The organism is Streptomyces sp. AcH 505 (assembly GCF_000818175.1).
GTDB lineage: Bacteria > Actinomycetota > Actinomycetes > Streptomycetales > Streptomycetaceae > Streptomyces.
In genome coordinates this window covers 6,397,929-6,413,306 of record NZ_JTIY01000001.1, presented here as the reverse complement: position 1 = coordinate 6,413,306, position 15,378 = coordinate 6,397,929, and the positions used below count along the sequence as shown (strand labels likewise).

The following is a 15,378-nucleotide window of genomic DNA, read 5'->3' as shown; positions in this document are numbered from 1 at the left end:
TGAGAAGGCTGGGTTTGCAAACCTGACTTTGGAAGCCTAACCTTCCAAAGTGTGACTGAGGCAGAGAAGTCCGCCGGCGAGAGCGCCGCGGTCCGCGGGACGGCGACACGACTACGCGTCTCCCTGGGGGCGTTCAGGCGCCGGGTCCACGAGGCCGCGACCGAGGGTGACCTGACAGGTCCGGAGCTGACGGCCGTTTCGCGGCTGGACCGAGGGGGCCCTTCGACCATCGCCGAGCTGGCCAGACGCGAGCAGATCAGCCCGCAGGCGATGGGCGCGACGGTCGCAGGGCTCGAACGGCGCGGTCTGGTCGTACGCGAGCCGGACGCCAACGACGGACGCCGTTCGATCCTCACGCTCACACCGGCAGGCCGGACCGCGATCCGGTCGGGTCGCAGCGCGATCGTCGACAAGATGGTCGTCGCGCTGGACGAGTCGTTCACCCGCGAGGAGATCGCCGCCCTCGACGAGGCCGCGCTGTTGATCGAGCGGCTCGCCGATCTCCTCTGACCCCCGCGCCGACCTGCGTCCCTCCAGCCTCTCCTATCCCGTGGAGTTGTGATGTCCCCCGCCCGTCCCCCGGCCACTCCAGCGCAGGCGCCCGCGGACGCCGCACCCTGGGGTGACCACCCGTTCTCCCGGAGATTCACCAGCCCGCTGTTCATCGGCTCGGCTCTCAACCCGGTCAACAGCTCCCTCATCGCGACCGCCCTGGTGCCGATCGCCCACGGGCTCGGCGTGTCGATCGGGCAGACGACCGCGCTGGTCACCGCGCTGTACCTGGCGAGCGCCATCGCCCAGCCCACCGCGGGCAAGGCCGCCGAGGTGTTCGGGCCACGGCGGGTGTTCCTGGCCGGCATCGTGCTCGTCGCGGTGGGCGGTCTGGTGGGCGGCTTCGCCCAGAATCTGCTCACGCTGCTGGTCAGCCGGGTGCTGATCGGGCTCGGCACGTCGTGCGCGTATCCGACGGCGATGCTGCTCATCCGCCGCCGCGCCCACGACGCGGGGCTCGACCAGCCGCCCGGCGGTGTGCTGGGCGGGCTGCAGATCGCCGGTATCGCCACCGCCTCCCTCGGGCTGCCGGTCGGCGGGGTCCTGGTCGGTGCCTTCGGCTGGCGCTCGGTCTTCTTCGTCAATGTGCCCGTCGCGTTGATCGCACTCGTCGCGACGCTGGCCTGGGTGTCGCCCGACGGACCGCTCGACCGCTCGCGCAGCGCCCGTACCGTCGCCTCCAACCTCGATGTGACCGGGATAGGGGGTTTCGCGGCCGCGATGATCGCGCTGCTGCTGTTCCTCTTCGAACTGCCGACCGCGCACTGGTATCTGCTGGCTGTCTCGGTCGTGCTGTGGATGGCGCTCGTGGCCTGGGAGCTGCGCGCCCGCACCCCGTTCCTCGACATCCGGCTGCTCGCCGGAAATCTGCCGCTGACCAGGACGTATCTGCGCTACGGGCTGGTGCTGCTCTGTGTCTACGTCGTGCTCTACGGCATCACGCAGTGGGTGGAGACCGTGCGCGGTCTGTCCGAGACGGCGTCCGGTCTGCTGCTCCTGCCCATGACGCTGGTCTCCGGGCTGGTGATCTACCCGTTCTCCCGGCGCAATCTGGTCCGGAGCCCCGTCATCATCGCGTCGCTGACGTGTCTGGTCGCCTCCGCCGGAGTGCTGATGCTCAGCGCGTCGGCCTGGATCGGCTGGATCGTCGTCATCACGCTCGTCTTCGGCGTGGCGATGGGCGCGGGCGCGGCGGGCAACCAGACCGCCCTCTACGCCCAGGCCCCGGCGGAGCAGCTCGGCACCGCCTCCGGGCTGCTGCGCACCTTCGGTTACGTCGGCTCGATCGCCTCGTCGGCCATCACCGGCATCGTCTTCCACACCCATGTCACGGACGGCGGTGTCCATCTCATCGGCTGGATCATGATCGGCGTCAGTCTCGTGCTGGTCGCGATGACCGTGACCGACCGCAAGCTGGGGTCCGTGCGCAGCAAGGGGTGACGAAAGCCGCGGCTACGGTCAACGCGCCCGCCGGGATCAGCTCATCAGCACGATCTTCCCTCGGGCATGGCGGGTCTCGCTCAGTTCGTGCGCTGCCGCCGCCTCCGCGAGCGGGAACGCCGCGGCGACCGGCACCCGCAGCCGGCCCTCACCGGCGAGCGTGACGGCGAGCGCGAGCCCGTGCACCGCCAGCGGGTCGGCGCCCGCTCCGACCGCCTTGCCCGTCTCGTCGGCCGGCGCTCCGTGCGACATGTGGACGCCGTGGGCCGCCGCGTCCATGTCGGCGATCGTCACCACGCGCGCGGTGTCGCCCGCGATGGCGACGAGGTCCGGCAGCGCGCCTCCGGCGCAGTCGAAGACGGCGTCGACCCCGGCCGGTGCCAGCGCGCCGACCCGGGCGGCGAGCCCCGTCCCGTACGTCGTCGGCTCGGCGCCGAGGGAGCGCAGGAAGTCGTGGTTGTGCGCGCTCGCCGTACCGATGACGGTGGCGCCACGGGCGACGGCGAGCTGGACGGCGACGGTGCCGACCCCGCCGGCCGCCCCCTGTACGAGCAGGGTCTGTCCGGCGCGGACGGCGAGCCGGTCGAGGACCCGGGTGGACGTCTCGACGGCGCCGGCGGCGCCACCCGCCTCTTCCCAGCTCCACCCGGCCGGTTTGGGCGCCCAGCCGGTCAGGACCGCGAACTCGGCGTTGGCGCCGCGGGTGGCCGCACCGACCATGCCGAACACCTCGTCGCCCTCACCCACCCCCGCGACACCGTCGCCGACCTCGTCCACGACACCTGCGGCGTCGAAACCGGTCCTGAAGGGGAACGTGACCGGTACGACGTCGCGCAGGGCCCCGGAGCGGATCCGCATCTCTCCTGGTGAGACGCCCGACGCCCGGACGGCGATCCTGATCTCACCCGGCCCCGCGTGCGGCTGCGGCACCTCGGCGACGTACACCACACTGGGCGGCCCGTACTCGGCGAACTCGATTGCTCTCATGCGCCGGACCGTAACGGAACACCCCGTCCGTTTGACTAAAGTGAGAGCGGTGACGACGCAAGTGATAACGCATCTCCGCTCCGACGCCCGCGACAACCGCGAGCGCATCCTCGCGGTCGCACGCGCGGCGTTCGCCGCCGAGGGTCTGGACGTACCGATCCGGGAGATCGCCCGGCGCGCCGAGGTGGGTGTCGCGACCGTCTACCGGCACTTCCAGACCAAGGAAGCGCTGCTGGCCGAGGCGTTCGAGGAGCAGCTGGCCTCCTGCTCCGCCGTCGTGGCGGAGGGAGTGGCGGCGGACGATCCGTGGCGCGGGTTCTGTCTGGTGATCGAGCGGCTGATGGAGATGCACGCCCTCGACCGGGGCTTCGCCCGCGCGTTCACCTCGCAGTATCCCGGCGCCGCGGACTTCGCCGCCGACCGTGACCGCACCCTGCGGCTGCTGCTCGAACTGGTACGGCGGGCGCAGGAAGCGGGCCCGTTGCGGGACGACTTCGTCCTGGAGGACATCAGCCTGGCGCTGATGGCGAACGAGGGCATCCGCGCCGAGACCCCGGAGCTGCGGGTGGCGGCGTCGCGCCGCTTCGCGGCCCTGATGCTCCAGTCCTTCCAGGCGAACCCGGTCCGTGCGCCGCTTCCGCCCGCGGTCCGGCTGCCGCTCTCCCGGCGATAGCGGTTCAGCGGCAGCGGTCGGGCAGTCCGGGCGTACGGCGCCGGGTGCGCCGCGAAGTCACACCGTCACGCGGCGGATGGTGGCGAAGCCGCCCGCCAGCATCAGGGCGACGACGACGGCGAGCACGCCGGTGAAGCCGGTCGCGGTGAGCGCGGTGAAGAAGTGGCCGATGCCCGTCCAGCCGTGCACCCACGTCGCGACGACCGCGGCGAGGGCCAGCGCGCCGAGCTGCGCCCCGCCGAAGATCATGGTGCCGGTCAGCCCCGCGCGGCGGTGGATCAGGCCGTACCACATCCCCCAGAGGAACAGGAGGGCGAACGCGGTCGCCGCGGTGAGCCACGACTGGTACCACGCGCCGTCGAGCAGGTACGGGACGCGGAAGTACGCCATGTGCATCCCCCAGCCGCCGGTCGCGCGCTCGGCGATCTGGCCGACGGCGACGGCGAACCCGAAGCACACGGCCAGCGCGAGGGCCAGCGAGGAGACGCCGAGGAAGTAGACGCGGCGGCTCACCCCGAGGGCGACGGCGAACGGCAGTGCGCGGGCGGCCGACTGCACGCCGGCGGAGAACATCACGATGAAGACGGCCGCCAGCCCGCCGACCCAGCGGTGGTCCGAGTCGCCCGCCGGGGTAAGGCCCAGGATCACCACGTCGAGGACGAAGCCGAAGACCGCCCAGCCCCAGGGCATGACGAGATAGGTGACACGGTCGAGGAGCAGATAGCGGACGACGGCGCCGACCGGGGTGGGACGCATCAGGATGCCCTCGCTGTCGTGAGGTCGGACGGGTCGTGGCCCTCGGCCGCGTAGACCGCGAGCTGTTGCAGGGTGACGTCCTCCAGGCGCAGCCGCAGATGGTCGGCGAGTTCCCGGTCGCGTGCGTCGAGCCTGCCGACCATCACGGCCCTGGTCTGCGCGCCCATCGTGCGGCGGCTCACCGTCGTACGGCCCGCGACGAACCGCTCGACGCCGCCGACCGGTCCTGTGACGGTCGTGGCGGTGCCGCGCAGGTCGTCGGCCGGCGCGTCGAGGACGAGCCGGCCGTGGTCGAGGACCAGGACCCTGTCCAGGAGTTCGGCGGCCTCGTCGACGAGATGGGTGGAGAGCACGATGCACCGCGGGTGGGCCGTGTAGTCGGCCAGCAACTGGTCGTAGAAGAAGCCGCGTGCGACCGCGTCCAGACCGGCGTACGGCTCGTCGAACAGGGTGAGTTCGGCTCGGGCCGCCAGTCCGACGATGATGCCGAGCGCGGTCCGCATACCGCGCGACAGCTTCTTGACGGGCCGGGCGGGCGGCAGTTCGTACGCGTCCAGCAGGGCGCCGGCCAGACCTGCGTCCCAGTTCGGGTACAACAGCGCTCCGGCCGCGAGGACTTGACGGACCTTCAGGTCGGGATAGGTCTGGTCCTCCCTGATGAGGATCATCCGGCGCAGCACCGCGTCGTTCTCCAACGGCCGGGCCCCGAAGACATGCACCCGCCCGGCGGAGGTCAGCTCCTGGCCGGCCAGGATGCGCAGCAGTGTGGTCTTGCCCGCACCGTTGCGGCCCACGAGTCCCGCGATGCACGGTGTGTCGAGTGCGAAGGTGACATCGGTCAGCGCCTGGTGACCGCGATAGTGGCGATCGACCCCGGTGACCGAGACGGCCGGCGTCATACCTCTCCCCCCGTGACCGCCTCGGCCGAGGTGACCTCGGCCGATGCCATTTCCTCGCGCACGAGACCGAGCAGTTCGTCCGCCCCGATCCCGAGCCGCCCCGCCTCGACCACCATCGGCCGTACGTACCGGTCGGTGAAGCGGCGGCGCCGGGCGTGCACCAGCCGGCCCCGCGCGCCTTCCGCGACGAACATGCCGACGCCCCGCCGCTTCTCCACCAGCCCGTCGTCCAGGAGCTGGGTGAGGCTGCGCGCAGCCGTGGCCGGGTTGACCCGGTAGAACGACGCGAGTTCGTTGCTGGACGCGACCCGTTCACCCTCGCCCACGGTGCCGTCGGCGATCTGGTTCGCCAACTCGGCGGCGATCTGGGCAAAGATCGGCCCGCCGTCGTCAAGAAGTGACATCTTCTCTCCTTTACCTAACCGGTTCCCTACCCTACTAGGGAACCAGATTGGCGGGCAAGCCTGCGGAGAACGGTTCGCCACGCTGGTGCCGGCCCGTAGCAGCGGGGAGATCGCCGATACCGCCTAGGTCCTGTCCGGTCGATCTTCGCGGATCAGCCCGCGGCGTCTGGTGCGGTGCATCGCAAGGCGGAGGATCATCCCCGTACTGGTTGTACGGGGATCGGTCCGACAACGCGGCGAGGTGCCGTGCCAGGCGGTGCGGGCCCGCGAAGATCGACCGGACAGGGCCTAGGCTCGGACGCGCGCCCCGACGAGCCACCACCTACGGAGACGGTCATGACCAGCATCGCCATCATCGGAGCAGGACGCGGTCTCGGAGCCGCCGTCGCACGGCAGTTCGGCCGCGAGGGCTTCGGCGTCGCGCTGATCTCCCGTACGCGGGACCATGTGGACGCGCTCGCGGCCGAGCTCGGAGCCGAGGGCCTGAACGCGCGCGGCTTCGCCGCCGATGTGCGCGATCCGGCCGCCCTCACGGCTGCCCTGGCGGACGCCGCATCGGCGCTGGGGCCGGTGGAAGTGCTCCAGTACAGCCCCCTGCCGCACCGGGACTTCATGAAGCCCGTCCTGGAGACCACCGCCGCCGATCTCCAGGCGCCCTTCGAATTCTCCGTCCAGGGCCCGGTGACGGCCGTACGGCAGGTACTGCCCTGGATGCTGGCCGAGGGCCGTGGCACGATCCTCTTCGTGAACGGCGGCACCGCCGTACAGCCCCACTCCGAGCGGGCGGGTACCTCCGTCGCTTTCGCCGCCGAAAGCGCCTACGCGCAAATGTTGCACGAGACGCTGACCGACAGGCGGGTGCATGTCGCGCAGCTGATCATCCCGGGCGCGATCACCGCCGGGGATCCGAGGAAGGACCCCGGCGTGCTCGCCGGAACCCTGTGGACCATGCATCGCGAGCGCACCGGCTTCCGCCACTTCGCCGAGCCCATGGACGCCTGAGCCGCCGCACCGGACCCGCTCCTACGCCATGTCGCCGGCCAGCGCGGAGAGCAGCGCGAGCGCCTCGGCCGACCGGGAGCCGGGCTCGGCCTGGTAGATCACCAGGAGCTGGTCCTCTGCGCCGGCGACGACAAACTTGTCGTACCGCAGCTCCATCTCGCCGACCTGCGGATGGTGCATGTGGTGGACGCCGCCGCCCGGCTGGGGGCGTACGTGATGGCGCGACCAGAGCCGGCGGAACACGTCGCTCTTCACCGATAGTTCGCCGACCAGCTCCGTCAGACGCGGATCGTCGACGTCCGCTCCTGCCGCCGCGCGCAGGCTCGCGATCAGACCGCCGATGTTCCGTTCCGACACGTCGAGGAGCGCCTGCGCCGCCGGGTCGAGGAGCGCGGCGCGCAGCAGATTGGTGCCGGGGGTGTAGATCGGGGACAGCGCGACGGCCATCCGGTTGGAGGTGAGCACGTCGAGGTAGCGGCCCTGCACATAGGCGGGGGTCCTGTCCCACGAGGCGACCAGCTGGGTGACGGTGGGGCGGACCCGCTCGGTGCGGCGCGGGGCGCGCCGCCGGCGGTGCGCCGGGTCCGCGAGGTCGTGCAGATGCGCGGACGCCTCGCGGTCGAGGCCGAGCGCCCGGGCGACGGCGTCCAGCACCTGGGCCGACGGGTTGCGGTCGCGGCCCTGTTCGAGCCGGGTGTAGTACTCGGTGCTGATGCCGGCCAGCAGCGCCAGCTCGTCGCGGCGCAGGCCCGGTACGCGCCGGTGGCTGTTGACGGTGATCCCCACGTCCTCGGGACGCACCTGTTCGCGCCTGGCGCGCAGGAACTCGCCGATCAGATTGGCTGCCACCCCTCCACCATAGGTCGCCACCGCCGCCGCCGGGTGGCCCTGCCGGCACCCCCCTCAGCGGGGCGCTGGCTACGGGGCGCCAGGTCGGGCGAGGCTCGGTCCATGACACGAAACTGGCTCATCACCGGAGTGAACACCGGCTTCGGCCGCCATCTCACCGAGCAGCTGCTCGCCCGCGGCGAGCGCGTCGCGGGCACCGTCCGCCGGCTCGATTCGGTCGCCGACCTCACCGGCAAGTACGGCGACGCGTTCCATGCCGCCCTCCTCGACCTGACCGACACCGCGCGTATCCGGGAGGTGGTGGACGCGGCGCACGCCCGGTTCGGGCGGCTCGACGTGGTCGTGAGCAACGCCGGGTACGGCCTGATCGGCGCCGCCGAGGAGCTGAGCGACGAGCAGGTGCGCCATCAGATCGACACCAACCTGCTCGGCTCGATCCAGCTGATCCGTGCCGCGCTCCCCCACCTGCGGGCGGCGGGCGGCGGCCGGATCCTCCAGCTGTCCTCGATGGGCGGCCAGGCCGCATGGCCCGGCGGCTCGCTCTACCACGCGACGAAATGGGGCATCGAAGGCTTCGCGGAGGCGCTGGCCGGTGAGGTCGCACCGTTCGGCATCGGCGTCACGATCGTCGAACCGGGCGGCGCCCGCACCGAGTTCCGGCACGGCGGGGTGCGTCTCGGCGCGCGGCTCGACGCGTACGACGTCACCCCCACAGCGGCGGTCCACCGCATGGTCGAGGACACGACGCGCCTCCCCGTCGGGGACCCGGCCCGGATGGCCACGCTCATGATCGAAAGCGTCGGCCAGGATCCCGCACCGCTCCGGCTGGCGCTCGGCAGCGACGCGTGGACCGCGATGACCGGCGCGCTCGAAGAGCGGCTGGCCGCCTTGCGTCCCCAGCGGGAGACGGCCGCTTCGACCGATTTCTGACCTTCCGGCCGCCGTCGTGGCGCATCATGCGTACAGGCTTGATCCCGACGGTGTGGAGGCTCCTCGATGGCGGACGCGGGCAGTACGGCGGCCGGTGCGGAAGAACGGATACCTCGGCTGCGCCTCGACGAGCTGCTGGAGGAGCTGCAGGTCCGCATCGACGCGGTGCGCGGCACCCGGGACCGGGTGCACAGTCTGCTGGAGGCGGTCCTGTCCGTCGGACGGGAGCTGGATCTGGCCCAGGTGCTGCGGGACATCGTCGAGGCGGCCGTGGTGCTGGTCGACGCGCAGTACGGCGCGCTGGGGGTGATCGGCGGGGAGCAGAGCCTGTCGGAGTTCATCACGGTGGGCATGGACGACGAGCGACGGGCCCGGATCGGGGATCTGCCCAGCGGCCACGGGCTGCTCGGTGAGCTGATCCGGCATCCCGTACCGCTGAGACTGGCCGAGCTGGCCGACCACGAGTCGTCGTCGGGTTTCCCGCCGAACCATCCTCCGATGCATTCGTTCCTCGGCGTGCCGATCCGGGTGCGTGACGAGGTCTTCGGGAATCTGTATCTCACGGAGAAGCGCAGCGCCAAGGAGTTCGACGCCGAGGACAAGTCGGTGCTGCGGACCCTGGCCGTGGCCGCCGGTGTGGCCATCGAGAACGCCCGGCTCTACGAGGCTGCGCGCAGCAGGGAGTTGTGGCTGTCGGCGAGTTCGGAAGTCACGAGCCGGCTGCTGTCGGGCGATCCGCGCCCGCAGGTGCTGGAGCTGATCGTCGAGCGGGCACGGCAGATCCTCGACGCCGACGTGGGGCTTGTCGCCGTTCCCGTCGGCGGCGGCGGTCTGCGTACGGAACTGGCGGTGGGGCTCGAAGTGTCGGCGCACGGCGGCCTGTCGGGCGGCGGCCCGGACTCCGGGGCGGACGGCGAGGCGGACACCGGGCCGGACGGTTTCATCGGGGCGGCGTTCACCGGGACGCAGCCGGTCGTGAGCAAGGACATCGCCACCGATCCGCGGATCGAGGGCGGCGCGGCCCGCTGGACGGGGCTGGGCCCTGCGGTGGCGGTGCCGATGGGGACGGGGGAAGGTGTACGGGGTGTGCTGGTGCTGGCCCGCAGCGCCGGGCGTCCGGCGTTCGGGGCCGCGCAGTCCGCTCCGCTGCTCGGCTTCGCGGGACAGGCGGCGCTCGCGATGGAACTGGCCGAACGGCGCAGTGACACCGAGCAGATCACCCTGCTGGAGGACCGCGACCGGATCGCCCGTGACCTGCACGACCTGGCCATCCAGCGGCTGTTCGCGACCGGTATGACACTGCAGAGCGCCCAGAAGTTCGTCCAGCACCCGGAGGTCGCGGAGCGTCTCGAACGTGCGGTGAACGACCTCGACGAGACCATCAAGATCATCAGGTCGACCATCTTCGGGCTGCGCGCGCACGAGCCGGGCCGGTCGGGGGACGGCGTCCGCAGCCGGCTCGCCGTCGTGGTGGAGCGTGCGGGTGTCTCGCTGGGCTTTCCGCCGGCGCTGCGGCTTGAGGGGCTGATCGAGACCGAGGTGTCGCCCGCGGTCGCCGACCATATGATCGCGGTGCTGGTCGAGGCGTTGAGCAATGCCGCCCGGCACGCGCACGCCCGGTCCGTCGACGTCCGTCTCGCGGTCGCCGCTGGGACGTTGACGCTGACCGTCGCCGACGACGGGGTGGGCGTGGGCCCCGGAGCCGCGCACGGTGGGCTGAAGAACATCGAACAGCGGGCGACCGCGCTCGGCGGCACCTTCGTCCGGGACACCCCGGCCGGTGGCGGTACCCGTCTGGTGTGGCGCGTACCGGTGCGGGGCGGTGCGTCCTGAGCCCAACCGGGCTGACGAACAGGGCCGTTCGGCCCTGCGGTCGGAGCCGAAGAGCCGATGCGCCGGCGCGGGTGCCGGAGGAGATTGAGGACACGAACCCGAACTCACCGCAGCACGCCAGCCCTGAAAGGGATGTATCCCATGGCAGTTCACGAAAGCCCCCGGCCCACCGGATTGCGCCTCCCGTCGTCGCGCAAGCACACGGCGGACCCGGCCATCGCCGCCGACCGGCCGCAGGCCATGTCGTGGGCGCTCGCCCGTACCGCCGCCGGCGCCCGCATCCTGCTCGGCTTCGTCTTCCTCTGGGCGTTCTTCGACAAGCTCTTCGGCTGGGGTTACGCGACGCCGTCGGCCGGGGCCTGGATCAACGGAGGCTCGCCCACCAAGGGCTTCCTCGGCGGGGTTTCGGCCGGACCGCTCCAGTCGGCCTTCCACGCGTGGGCCGGCCAGCCCTGGGCGGACTGGCTGTTCATGCTGGGCATGCTCGGTCTCGGGGTCGCCCTCACATCCGGTGTCGCGCTGCGGGTCACCGCCGTCGCCGGGACTGTGATGATGGCGCTCATGTGGGCGGCGGAGTGGCCCCCGGCCAAGCACCTGGCGGACGGGTCACCCAGCATGTCGTCCAATCCCCTTGTCGACTATCACGTCATGTTCGCCGCTGTCATGATCGTTCTCGCGGTCGCCGCGGCGGGCCGCACCTGGGGGCTCGGCAAGGTCTGGCAGGAACTCCCCTTCGTACGCGACAACAGCCGCTGGCTGGTCTGAACGGCCGCCGGTCCTTCACGGACCGGCGGTTCCCGCAGTACTCCCCATCACCGCGAAGGACGGCCATGACAACAGACGCACCGCAGGATCCCATCCGGGTGTTCCTGCTCGACGATCATGAGGTCGTCCGGCGAGGCGTACGTGACCTGCTCGGCGCCGAACCCGGTATCGAGGTCGTGGGCGAGGCGGGCAGCAGGGAGCAGGCCCTGGCCAGGGGGCCCGCGCTCCGCCCCGACGTGGCCGTACTTGACGTGCGGCTGCCGGACGGGAACGGGATCACGGTCTGCCGGGAGCTGCGCTCCCTGATGCCGGAGCTGGTGTGTCTCATGCTGACGTCGTTCGACGACGACGATGCGCTGCTGGACGCGATCATGGCGGGTGCCGCCGGATACGTACTGAAGGAGATCAGGGGCTCCGACCTGGTCACGGCCGTACGCACCGTCGCTTCGGGCCGGTCGATGCTCGATCCTGCGACCACCGCCCGGCTGATGAGCAGCATTCGCGGCGAAGCGGGACCCGCGCAATCCGAGTTCGCCGTGCTCGCCGAACTCACCCCGAGGGAGCGGGAGATCCTGGGGCTGATCGGCGAAGGGCTCACCAACGCGCAGATAGGCAAACAGCTTTATCTCTCCGCGAAGACCGTCAAGAACAACGTCTCCCGGCTGCTGGCGAAGCTCGGTGTCGAACGGCGCATCCAGGCGGCCGTACTCGCCACCGCCGCCGACGGACCGGCGTCCGGTACGCGCGCACGCGGCGCGTACCGGACGCCGTAGGCCCGTGCGGACCAACTGATGTCCTCTCCGGGGCTAGTTCCAGGAGGTCAGTCCCGCGCCGTACGGGTAGAGCGGGTTCCCGTACGTCGTCGGAACGGTCTGACCCGCGTCAATCTTGGCGCGGATATCGGTGCGTTCGGCGGCTGTCGCCCCGAGGTCGTACGGCAGGTCCCAGCTCTCGTTGGCATCCGCCTGGGTGTCGGCGCCGCCGGGCTTGAGCACCTGGTCGACGCTTCTGGGCATCTGCCACGGCAGCTTGCCCCGTGGGGTGTAGTCGCCGAAGAGCAGGCCGGCCGTCGCGGGGCCGACCTCCTCACCGCCGCGGTAGGTGATCACGATGGCGTCCGCCAGGTCGTTCCAGTCGCTCATGACGATGGGTCTCGGCAACGTCAGCACGACCACCACCGGAATGCCCTGGGCCTTGAAGTTCTTGATCAGGGCGAGCTGGTCGGCGGGCAGATACGGCTGGGTGTTGAGCCACGAGGTGGCGTGGGTGTAGGACGGCTCCCCCACCGCGACCACGGCCAGTTTCGGCGCGGGCCCGGTGTCCTGGTAGACGTTGACGCCCGCTTTGGCCGCTCTGGCCTTGATGGCGTCCAGTGTGGTCAGCGAGCCGTACTCCTGGTGGAAGTAGCTGGACCAGATGCAGCATGAAGCGCCGTCGGTCGCCCTCGGTCCCGCGACGACGATGTTGTCGCCGGCGTTGAGCTTGACCGGCAGCACGCCGTTGTTCTTCAGGAGCGTGTTGGACTCGCGGGACGCCTGGTTGGCGAGCGCCGTGTAGCTCGGCTGGTGGAAGCGGTAGGGACCGTTCACCGGGTCGCCGTACGGGTGCTCGAAGACGCCCAGTTGGAACTTGAGCGTGAGGATCCGGGTCACCGCGTCATTGATCCTGGCGAGCGGCACCTGCGAATCGAAGCTCGCCATGGTGAAGTCCGCCGCGCCCGGGTCGGCTCCGCCCATCACGTCGGACCCCGCGTTGGCCGCGTTGATCCAGTTGCCCGGCGGCAGCCAGTCCGTGGTGATCAGACCGGTGTAGCCGAGGTTCTGCCGCAGGTACGCGAGGATCTTCGCGCTGTCGCCCGCGCCGGGGCCGCCCGGGTCGAGGAACGAACTGCCCGCGTAGCCCGGCATGATGTTGACGGCGCCCGCCTCCATCGCCGCCCGGAACGGGATCATGTGGTACTTGATGCTCACCCCGTCGTAGACGATGCCGGCCTCGCCGCCCGCCCCTTCGCCGGGCCAGTGCTTGACCGTGGCGAGTACGGAGCCGGGGTTCAGCTCGGGACCGCCCTGCAGACCGGCGACCAGGGCCCGGAGCTGGGCCGCGGCGACGTCGGCGTTCTCACCGCCGCCCTCCTGGATACGGGGGTAGATCACCTTCGTACCGACCTCGGCGAGCGGCGAGAGCGTGCCCCGCGCGCCGACCTCCAGCTCCTCCTTGCGCTGCATGTCGCCGAGTTGGTAGTCGAGCGGGTAGTCCTTGCCGGCTGCCAGCGCGCTCTGCAGCGGATACGTCGTCTGGTAGCCGGCGGTCGTGTCACCCGCGGAGACGGGCGGGATGCCGAGCCGGGTGGCCGCCGTCGACAGCAGGATCTTGTGCAGGTCGGCCGGCTGCGCGGGGCCGAAGTGCCAGCCGGACTGCGGGAACGTCTGGACGTTGTAGAACATCTGGTAGGCCTTCTCCTCCAGCGTCATTCTGCCGAGGAGATCGTCGACCCGGGTGGCGACCGGCTGCCGCCAGTCCTCGTACGGCTCGATGGTGCCGTTCTTGTTCAGGTCGCGCGCGCCGTTGACGATGCCGACGCCGTCGTCCGTCTTCTCCACATCGGGCAGATAGACGCTGAAGGTGCGGATGTTGGAGGTGGTCTTGGTGCCGGAGCCGCTCACCGCGACGACGAACCACTTGTAGGTCCAGCGGTCGGTGATGTCCCAGGTCGGCGTGTAGCTGGTGCCGGTGGGTTCGGCGACCTTGGTGTAGAGGTCGAGCAGCTTGCCCGAGGCGGCGAAGTCGTAGTCGGTGCGGCTGATGTTGAGCCACACCTCGTAGTGGGCGGCGCCGCCGACGGCCGCCCAGGACAGCGCGGGCCTGCGGGTGTTGGTCACCATCGCCTTGTCCGCCGGTGCGGACAGCGCGAACTGGTTGAGCGTGGCCGGTGCCTTGGTGGGCGCCGAGAGCAGCGGCGGGGTGGCGGTGGAGGTGTCGACCGTGCCGTAGACCTGGAACTCCCACAGGGAGTAGCCGTAGGCGCTGGCCCGCGCCGTGCCGTTGAACCGTACGTACCGGCCCTGTCCGGTGACCGGCAGTCTCTCGATGCCGCCCTTGCCCGTGGTGGTGGTGTAGATGGGCGTCCAGTTGGTACCGTCGTCGGACACGTCGATGTGGTACCCGGTGCCGTACGCGGTCTCCCAGTTGAGCACGATGCCGCTGATGGTGCCTTTGCCGCCGAGGTCGACCTGGAGCCACTGGTTGTCACTGACCTCGCTGGACCAGCGGGTGTTGGTCCTGCCGTCGAGCGCCGCCGCCGGCGCGTTGCCGCCCTCGGACGAGGAAGCGGAGACCTGCTTGTACGCGGAGATGACGGATCCCGAGAAGTCGCCGTCGTCACCGCCGGGTCCGCTGCCGGGTCCTGTGGTGTGGACGGTGAAGTCCCAGAGCGAGTAGCCGTAAGCGGTGGCGCGCGCGGTGCCGTTGACGCGGACGTAGCGGCCCGAGCCGCTCACGGCGAGGGTCTGCTTGCCGCCGGCCCCGGTGGTCGTGGTGTACACCGGCGTCCAGGTCGTGCCGTTGTCGGAGACCTGGATCTGGAAGCTTGTGGCGTACGCGGCTTCCCAGTTGAGGACGACCTCGCAGACGGTGGCGGTGGCGCCGAGGTCGACCTGGATCCACTGCGGGTCTCCGGGCGCGCTGGACCAGCGGGTGCCCGCGTTGCCGTCCACGGCGGCGGAGGCCGGGGTGCCGGCGTTCTCCACCGAGGACGCGGTCGCTGGGTGGTTGAGGGCGGCGTCGGCCGTACCGCAGTCGCCGGCGGACGGGCCGCTGCCGCCGGAGCCGTAGACCTGGAACTCCCAGAGGGAGTAGCCGTATCCGGTGCCGCGCGCGGTGGCGTACAGCCGGACGTAGCGCCCGGAACCGTGCGCGGTCAGCGTCTGTTTGCCGCCGGGGCCTGTCGTGGTGGTGTAGATGTCGGTCCAGTCGGTGCCGTTGCCGGACACCTGGATCTTGAACGCCTTGCCGTAGGCGGCTTCCCAGTTGAGGGTGACGGACGAGATGTCGGCGGTGGCGCCGAGGTCGACCTGGATCCACTGCGGATCGGCGGCGGCGCTGGACCAGCGGGTGCCCGCGTCACCGTCCACGGCGGCGGAGGCCGGGGTGCCGGCGTTCTCCGTGGACGAGGCGGTGGCGGTCCTGCCTTGCGAGAGAAGGGTGTCGGCGGCCTGGGCCGTACCGGCGGTGGTGCCGACGGCGCCGCCGGTCGCGAGGGCCATGGCGAGGGCCATCGCGACCAGCGGTC

13 protein-coding genes and 2 pseudogenes are annotated in these 15,378 nt (G+C 71.0%); 8 read left to right on the top strand and 7 right to left on the bottom strand.

Annotated features, from left to right (window positions below):
- Positions 1-51 precede the first annotated feature (51 nt).
- A complete protein-coding gene (locus tag HY68_RS28545; RefSeq protein WP_041994186.1) occupies positions 52-510 on the top strand; it encodes a MarR family transcriptional regulator in 459 nt (152 codons plus the stop codon).
- A 51-nt stretch (positions 511-561) separates the two neighbouring features.
- On the top strand, positions 562-1,992 hold the full coding sequence (locus HY68_RS28540) for an MFS transporter (protein ID WP_041994183.1): 1,431 nt from the start codon (positions 562-564) through the stop codon (positions 1,990-1,992).
- A 36-nt stretch (positions 1,993-2,028) separates the two neighbouring features.
- Here HY68_RS28540 and HY68_RS28535 read toward each other — a convergent pair whose 3' ends face one another.
- Positions 2,029-2,979 carry an NADP-dependent oxidoreductase gene (locus HY68_RS28535; RefSeq protein ID WP_041994179.1) on the bottom strand — a complete coding sequence of 317 codons (951 nt, stop codon included), beginning with the start codon at positions 2,977-2,979 and terminating at the stop codon, positions 2,029-2,031.
- 49 nt (positions 2,980-3,028) lie between these two features.
- On the opposite strand from HY68_RS28535, the gene HY68_RS28530 reads away from it, so the two are divergent.
- A complete protein-coding gene (locus HY68_RS28530) occupies positions 3,029-3,652 on the top strand; it encodes a TetR/AcrR family transcriptional regulator (protein ID WP_041994176.1) in 624 nt (207 codons plus the stop codon).
- Between the two features lie 57 nt (positions 3,653-3,709).
- Here the strand turns inward: HY68_RS28530 and HY68_RS28525 are convergent, their stop codons facing one another.
- The 3 genes from HY68_RS28525 to HY68_RS28515 are packed head-to-tail and all read right to left on the bottom strand — an operon-like array spanning position 3,710 to position 5,711.
- On the bottom strand, positions 3,710-4,408 hold the full coding sequence (locus HY68_RS28525) for a hypothetical protein (RefSeq protein WP_041994173.1): 699 nt from the start codon (positions 4,406-4,408) through the stop codon (positions 3,710-3,712).
- Positions 4,408-5,307, bottom strand: coding sequence for an ABC transporter ATP-binding protein (locus HY68_RS28520; protein WP_041994170.1), 900 nt, complete (start codon positions 5,305-5,307; stop codon positions 4,408-4,410). Before HY68_RS28520 ends, HY68_RS28525 begins: the two co-directional genes overlap by 1 nt.
- Positions 5,304-5,711: a GntR family transcriptional regulator gene (locus HY68_RS28515; protein ID WP_041994167.1), complete on the bottom strand. Its 408-nt coding sequence runs from the start codon at positions 5,709-5,711 to the stop codon at positions 5,304-5,306. Before HY68_RS28515 ends, HY68_RS28520 begins: the two co-directional genes overlap by 4 nt.
- Positions 5,712-6,047: 336 nt before the next feature.
- On the opposite strand from HY68_RS28515, the gene HY68_RS28510 reads away from it, so the two are divergent.
- Entirely contained in the window at positions 6,048-6,713 is a 666-nt protein-coding gene (locus HY68_RS28510) for an SDR family NAD(P)-dependent oxidoreductase (protein ID WP_041994165.1), read from the top strand.
- 21 nt (positions 6,714-6,734) lie between these two features.
- Here the strand turns inward: HY68_RS28510 and HY68_RS28505 are convergent, their stop codons facing one another.
- A complete protein-coding gene (locus tag HY68_RS28505; RefSeq protein WP_041994162.1) occupies positions 6,735-7,562 on the bottom strand; it encodes a helix-turn-helix transcriptional regulator in 828 nt (275 codons plus the stop codon).
- 102 nt (positions 7,563-7,664) lie between these two features.
- On the opposite strand from HY68_RS28505, the gene HY68_RS28500 reads away from it, so the two are divergent.
- From HY68_RS28500 to HY68_RS28485, 4 genes are all read left to right on the top strand, one after another.
- The gene (locus HY68_RS28500) at positions 7,665-8,492 is read left to right on the top strand and encodes an SDR family oxidoreductase (RefSeq protein ID WP_041994159.1); all 828 of its coding nucleotides are present in this window, start codon (positions 7,665-7,667) and stop codon (positions 8,490-8,492) included.
- A 66-nt stretch (positions 8,493-8,558) separates the two neighbouring features.
- Positions 8,559-10,325 carry a GAF domain-containing sensor histidine kinase gene (locus HY68_RS28495; protein ID WP_041994156.1) on the top strand — a complete coding sequence of 589 codons (1,767 nt, stop codon included), beginning with the start codon at positions 8,559-8,561 and terminating at the stop codon, positions 10,323-10,325.
- A gap of 141 nt (positions 10,326-10,466) precedes the next feature.
- The gene (locus tag HY68_RS28490) at positions 10,467-11,090 is read left to right on the top strand and encodes a DoxX family membrane protein (RefSeq protein WP_078863834.1); all 624 of its coding nucleotides are present in this window, start codon (positions 10,467-10,469) and stop codon (positions 11,088-11,090) included.
- A gap of 65 nt (positions 11,091-11,155) precedes the next feature.
- Positions 11,156-11,863, top strand: a complete 708-nt coding sequence (locus HY68_RS28485; protein ID WP_041994153.1) for a response regulator transcription factor — start codon at positions 11,156-11,158, stop codon at positions 11,861-11,863.
- 33 nt (positions 11,864-11,896) lie between these two features.
- On the opposite strand, the pseudogene HY68_RS45620 reads toward HY68_RS28485, so the two are convergent.
- Together HY68_RS45620 and HY68_RS45615 are read right to left on the bottom strand one after the other, a co-directional pair.
- Positions 11,897-13,435: pseudogene (locus HY68_RS45620) on the bottom strand (glycoside hydrolase family 3 C-terminal domain-containing protein); the annotation flags it as partial.
- Between the two features lie 636 nt (positions 13,436-14,071).
- A pseudogene (locus HY68_RS45615) lies at positions 14,072-15,364 on the bottom strand (discoidin domain-containing protein); the annotation flags it as partial.
- Positions 15,365-15,378 lie beyond the last annotated feature (14 nt).